8 protein-coding genes and 1 tRNA gene are annotated in these 5,208 nt (G+C 71.7%); 6 read left to right on the top strand and 3 right to left on the bottom strand.

From position 1 onward, the window contains the following. Both KBX39_RS22205 and KBX39_RS22200 read right to left on the bottom strand, forming a co-directional pair. Positions 1 to 154 (bottom strand): thiamine pyrophosphate-binding protein (locus tag KBX39_RS22205; RefSeq protein ID WP_210872311.1); only part of this gene is annotated, 154 nt, incomplete at its 3' end. Positions 155 to 263: 109 nt separating this feature from the next. Then, entirely contained in the window at positions 264 to 1,064 is an 801-nt protein-coding gene (locus tag KBX39_RS22200) for an S-methyl-5'-thioadenosine phosphorylase (RefSeq protein WP_064447741.1), read from the bottom strand. 148 nt (positions 1,065 to 1,212) lie between these two features. Here KBX39_RS22200 and KBX39_RS22195 point away from each other — a divergent pair, with 148 nt between their 5' ends. The 4 genes from KBX39_RS22195 (at position 1,213) to KBX39_RS22180 (ending at position 3,469) form a co-directional block, all read left to right on the top strand. After that, positions 1,213 to 1,803, top strand: coding sequence for a YqgE/AlgH family protein (locus tag KBX39_RS22195; protein WP_043330624.1), 591 nt, complete (start codon positions 1,213 to 1,215; stop codon positions 1,801 to 1,803). Between the two features lie 90 nt (positions 1,804 to 1,893). Beyond that, positions 1,894 to 1,966 (top strand) — tRNA-Ala (locus tag KBX39_RS22190). 188 nt (positions 1,967 to 2,154) lie between these two features. Further along, positions 2,155 to 2,712, top strand: a complete 558-nt coding sequence (locus KBX39_RS33510) for a hypothetical protein (RefSeq protein ID WP_247660452.1) — start codon at positions 2,155 to 2,157, stop codon at positions 2,710 to 2,712. A gap of 277 nt (positions 2,713 to 2,989) precedes the next feature. Continuing rightward, the gene (locus KBX39_RS22180) at positions 2,990 to 3,469 is read left to right on the top strand and encodes a GNAT family N-acetyltransferase (RefSeq protein ID WP_043330622.1); all 480 of its coding nucleotides are present in this window, start codon (positions 2,990 to 2,992) and stop codon (positions 3,467 to 3,469) included. A 4-nt stretch (positions 3,470 to 3,473) separates the two neighbouring features. Here the strand turns inward: KBX39_RS22180 and KBX39_RS22175 are convergent, their stop codons facing one another. Continuing rightward, positions 3,474 to 3,962 carry a DUF1772 domain-containing protein gene (locus KBX39_RS22175; protein WP_210872307.1) on the bottom strand — a complete coding sequence of 163 codons (489 nt, stop codon included), beginning with the start codon at positions 3,960 to 3,962 and terminating at the stop codon, positions 3,474 to 3,476. Between the two features lie 70 nt (positions 3,963 to 4,032). Here KBX39_RS22175 and KBX39_RS22170 point away from each other — a divergent pair, with 70 nt between their 5' ends. Then, on the top strand, positions 4,033 to 4,977 hold the full coding sequence (locus KBX39_RS22170; protein ID WP_210872309.1) for an AraC family transcriptional regulator: 945 nt from the start codon (positions 4,033 to 4,035) through the stop codon (positions 4,975 to 4,977). After that, positions 4,974 to 5,208, top strand: a 235-nt coding sequence (locus tag KBX39_RS22165; protein WP_210872305.1) for a VOC family protein, incomplete at its 3' end; no start/stop codon positions are given. The genes KBX39_RS22170 and KBX39_RS22165, both read left to right, overlap by 4 nt.

Here is a 5,208-nt window from a genome sequence, read left to right as displayed (position 1 = left end):
CCACCGCCCACTCCTCCTGCAGCCCGTGCACGTAGTGGAAGTCGGCCGGGAACTCCTGCAGGAACGGCTCCTCGGTCGAGCCAGGGTTGCCGAAGACCGTGGTCAGCCCGAGCGCGCGCAGCAGGTCGTAGGTCGCCTCCCGCACCGTCGCCATCGCCGGCTGCCTCCGTCCTCCACGCGGATGCCGGAGACGGCCCGGTGCCCGGTCCCCCGACCAGCCGAATCTATCGGGCCGAGGCCGACTTTTCGGGCGCTTCCCGCGCTCAGGGCAGCGGGAACGGCAGCTTGATCCCGTCCAGCGCGTGCCCGCACCCGCACTCCCGCTCGGCGGGCAGCGCCGCGACGGCGTCCAGCAGCAGCCCGCGCAGCCGGTCGGTGTTCTCCGCGAAGACCCGGAACACCTCCTCGTGGGTGACCGACTCGCCCGCCTCGACGCCCGCGTCCAGGTCCGTGACCAGCGCGATCGACGTGTAGCAGAGGGCCAGCTCACGGGCCAGCACCGCCTCCGGGTGGCCGGTCATGTTGACGATCGTGCCGCCCATCGAGGCGAACCAGCGCGACTCCGCCCGGGTCGAGAAGCGCGGACCCTCGACCACCACGACGGTCCCGCCGTCCACCGCCGGCACGCCCCGCCCGGCCGCCGTGTCGAGCAGCGTGCGCCGTCCCACCGGGCAGTACGGATCGGCGAACGACACGTGCACCGCGCCCCGGTCGTAGTACGTCTGCACGCGCCCGCTGGTGCGGTCGATCAACTGGTCCGGCACCACGAACGTGCCCGGACCCAGCTCCGGCCGCAGGCCGCCCACCGCGCAGGGCGCCAGCACCTGGCGTACCCCCAGCGACCGCAGCGCCCACAGGTTCGCCCGGTAGGGGATCAGGTGCGGCGGGTAGCGGTGATCACGCCCGTGGCGGGGCAGGAACGCCACCCGGCGACCGCCCACCTCGGCGACGGTGATCGGGCCCGACGGCTCGCCGTACGGGGTGTCCACCACGTGCTCCACCCCGTCGAGCAGGGCGTAGAGACCCGACCCGCCGATCACCGCCAGTTCGGCCTGCGCCGCCATCCGACCCTCCCTCGATCCGTCGTGATCACCCGCCGTCAGACCTTAACCAGCGGGCCGGACGCAGGCTATGGTGCGTGACATGGCGTTGACAGGATGGACGGTCGACGGCCTCGGGCCCGTACGGGCGCACGGCTGACGGGTGTCGGACATGCAGAGTGAGGGGCAGGCGATCGGTGGCCGAGCCATGGAGTCGATGACCGGACGACTGCTGGTCGCGACACCAGGGCTCAAGGATCCGAACTTCGACCGTACGGTCGTGCTGCTCGTCGCCCACGAACCCGGCGGCGCCCTCGGGGTGGTGCTGAACCGCGCCACCGAGGTCTCGGTGGCCGACGTGCTCGGCGACTGGAGCGACCTGGCCCGCGACCCGGCCGTGCTGTTCGAGGGTGGCCCGGTGCAGCCCGACTCCGCCATCTGCCTGGCCCGGATGCGGCACCCCGTCCGGCCGGTCAAGGGCTTCCACCGCGTCTCCGGCGCGGTCGGCACCATCGACCTCTCCGTCGACCCGGAGAAGCTGCGCGAGGCGGTCGGTGGGATCCGGGTGTTCGCCGGCTACTCCGGCTGGGGCGCCGGACAGGTCGAGCGCGAGATCGAGGAGGGCTCCTGGTTCGTGCTCGACGCGCTGCCCGGTGACGCCTTCGTCGACCGGCCGGATGATCTCTGGCCGATGGTGCTGCGCCGGCAGGGCGGCATGATGGCGGCGGTGGCCCACTTCCCGCCGGATGTGGCACTGAACTGACCCCCTCGGTGGGGGACCCCCGCGAGATGACCATGCGGGGCGGCGTGTGTATAGTTCTTCCCGTGCCCGGGCGACCGGGGACGATCGCAAGGGGCCGTGGCGCAGCTGGTAGCGCACCACACTGGCAGTGTGGGGGTCAGGGGTTCGAGTCCCCTCGGCTCCACCTTGTGCTTGTGCAGGTCAAGCGGCATTTCTCGTCGAGAAATGCCGCTTTTGACTTTTTGGTTACAGCTGTGCCCCCGTGCTCCCATTCGGGCGACAAGATCGGCACCAGGTCCGGACCCCAGGCGCGAGGAGGCTGAACGAGGCGATCGACGAGCGGTTCGCGTCGGCGCCGAGACGACGGGCCGAGTGCAGGTCGAACGGTTCAGGATCAGCCGCTCGTTCGCCGCCATGAGGTTGACTGTGGACTACACGTTCGAGGGCGTGCGGTACCGGGAGCGGTTCTCCAGCGAACTCGACGAGAGTGGGTTCCGCGTAGGGGAGTTACTCGACGTGCGCGTCGACAGGACTGATCCGACCCGGGCTGCCACGCCCGACGGGTACGCGACGGAGGACCTGCTCCTGCAGGTGCCGATCATCCTGGAAGTGCTCGGTGCCCTCATGATCGTGATCTCGCTCGCGCTGATCAGAACGGGCCCCCGGCGATTAGGTGGGCTGGCGGGACCCGTCTGCCGCCCCGGCCCCGGGCAGGTCCGCGCGGAGCCGTTGACTCATGGATGGTCAAAGGGCGGTAGGCCGCGCGCCTCTGCGTCCTTCGACGGATCCTGCCAGTCACTCAACGAGCCCCGAGTCGTCTCGCCGAGCGCGTCCGAGCGCACCGCGGCTCCACCGGAGCGGAACCCCCATGTGAGGGAAAGACCCTCCCAGGGATGTTTGTTGTTTTCCGGCCTTTCGTTGCAGGCATAGTGGATGTGTGCAGATGCATGTTCGGCGGCGGCGCAACACAGTCGCCCTTGCCCGCTTCGCCAGCCGATCGGACGGCACGCGCTCCCTGCCCGGCGAGAGTGCCGCCGAGCTGAACGAACAGCGGGAACAGCGCGGGCAGAACGGGAGTGCGTCATCCGTCGATGCGCCGTACCGGCCGACGCCCTGACGAGGACGGCCCGAAAGTCGGATCATGGTGTGACACCTTCCGGGGTGATCATGAGCATCCGCCCGTGATCCAACCGTGAGGGAGAGCACCGTGAACGACGCCATCCGCATCCGCCAGGCCGGTCCGGACGATGCGGCTGCGGTCGACGCCCTGGTCCGGGAGATCGCGGCCCACGAGGGGGAGAGCGAGCACGTCGGCGCGACCCCCGACCGGTGGCGCGAGGTGCTCGGCCGCGCCGACGTGACGGTCCTGCTTGCCGAGCGGGACGGTGAGACGCTCGGCTACGTCTCCGCGCAGCGGCGGCTGCACATGTGGAGCGGTGAGGACATCCTCGCGCTCGACGATCTGTTCGTCCGCGCCGAGGCCCGCGACGGTGGCGTGGGCCGGCGGCTGATGACCGCGCTGGCCGAGCGGGCCGCCGCCGAGCGGCTGGTCATCCGCTGGGAGGTGAAGCCGGAGAACGAGGCGGCGCAGCGCTTCTACCGCCGGCTCGGCGGGACGCTGTTCCCGAAGGTGGTCGTCCGCTGGCTGCCGGAGAGCTACCTGCCGCTGATCGAGGACAAGGCGTAGCGGCTCAACCGGACGCGCGGCCCGCGAGCACCAGCGCCCAGCACAACGCGCCGAACCCCGCAGTGCTCGCCACCGCCCGGACCACGTTCCAGGTGACCCAGGCGGACTCGAAGCGCTCCCGTGCCGCACCGAGATCGGCGGAACCGGCCGCCGCGAGCGCGTCGTTCAGCGGCACGTTCACCGCCACCGTGACGACGAACATCACCAGGTAGAGAGCAAGCCCGGCGACGATCCACGGCAGCGCCGGCCGGACCGCCCCGCGCCACGCCAGCACCGCCGCGAGCGCGGCCAGCACCGGCGTACCCAGGAAGGCCAGCAGGAACCAGCCGTTGACGATGGTGACGTTGATGCGCTGCATGACGTCCACGAACGTGCGGTCGTCCGCGCCGCGCAGCGCCGGCATCACCGCGTACGCGAACGCGGCGAACAGGCCCGCCATCAGCCCGGCCCCGACTGTGGCGCCGACCAGCGTCAGGTGTTGTACGAGTCGCATGTGTCCATCGAACCGCCGCGCGGTGAGACGGCCCATGGCCAGGACGCGCGATCCTGTGTTCAATCGTCTCGTGGACGCCGTCTCCGGCCTGCTCGACGGTCCCCGGGCGCGGGGCGCCTTCCTGCTGCGCTCGATCCTCACCCCGCCCTGGTCGATGCTGATCCGGGACGAGGCGCCGCTCACGCTGGTCGCCGTGGTGCGGGGGGACGCCTGGATCGTGCCCGAGGAGGGGGAGGCCGCGCGGCTCGGCGATGGTGACGTGGCGATCGTGCGTGGCCCGGCCCCGTACACGGTGGCGGACGACCCGGCCACGGCGCCGCAGGTGGTAGTGCACCCGGGGCAGCGCTGCACCACGCCGGACGGGCGCGAGCTGTTCGCGATGACGCGGTGGGGCGTACGCACCTGGGGCAACGGACCGGACGGCCGGACCGTGCTGCTCACCGGCACGTACCCGGTGCGGGGCACTGTCGGGCGGCGGCTGCTCGACACGCTGCCGCCGCTGGCGGTGGTCCGCCGCGAGTCCTGGGACTCTCCGCTCGTGCCGTTGCTGGCCGACGAGATCGTCAAGGACGACCCCGGCCAGGATGCGGTGCTGGACCGCCTGCTGGACCTGCTGCTCATCGCCGCGCTGCGGGAGTGGTTCGCACGGCCCGGGGCTGCCGCGCCCGGCTGGTACCGGGCGTACGCGGACCCGGTGGTCGGCCGCGCGCTGCGGATGCTGCACCACGACCCGGCCCGGCAGTGGACGGTGGCGTCGCTGGCCGCCGAGGTCGGGTTGTCGCGTGCGGCGCTGGCCCGGCGGTTCACCGCCCTGGTGGGCGAGCCGCCCATGGCGTACCTGACGGGCTGGCGGCTGGCGCTCGCGGCCGACCTGCTCCGCGAGCCCGGCGCCACTGTCGGCGCGGTGGCCCGCCGGGTCGGCTACGGCAGCTCGTTCGCGCTGAGCACCGCGTTCAAACGCCGGTACGGCACGAGCCCTCGTCGGCACGTCGACGGGGCTAGATTGACCGGATGACTGTCGACCTGTTCGCCGGCGTCCCGATCCACGACATCGCCGTGTCGACGGCCTGGTACGAGCGGCTGCTCGGCGCCCCGCCGCAGTTCCTGCCCAACGACCACGAGGCGGTGTGGGAGCTGGCCGAGCACCGCTACCTCTACATCGAGGTGCGGCCCGACCACGCCGGTCACGCCATGCAGACTGTCTTCGTCGAGGACTTCGACTCCCGTCTCGCGGCGATAGCCGCCC

Origin of the sequence: Micromonospora sp. D75, assembly GCF_018070405.1 — a bacterium.
Taxonomy (GTDB): domain Bacteria; phylum Actinomycetota; class Actinomycetes; order Mycobacteriales; family Micromonosporaceae; genus Micromonospora; species Micromonospora chalcea.
The sequence above is the reverse complement of the archived record's forward strand: the minus strand, read 5'-3'. Positions and strand labels throughout refer to the sequence as shown.

What these genes read in the sequence shown, in the direction of transcription:
- KBX39_RS22200 (WP_064447741.1), bottom strand. Translation starts at nt 1,064, where the DNA reads ATGGCGGCGCAGGCCGAACTGGCGGTGATCGGCGGGTCGGGTCTCTAC.
- KBX39_RS22195 (WP_043330624.1), top strand. Translation starts at nt 1,213, where the DNA reads ATGCAGAGTGAGGGGCAGGCGATCGGTGGCCGAGCCATGGAGTCGATG.
- KBX39_RS22175 (WP_210872307.1), bottom strand. Translation starts at nt 3,962, where the DNA reads ATGCGACTCGTACAACACCTGACGCTGGTCGGCGCCACAGTCGGGGCC.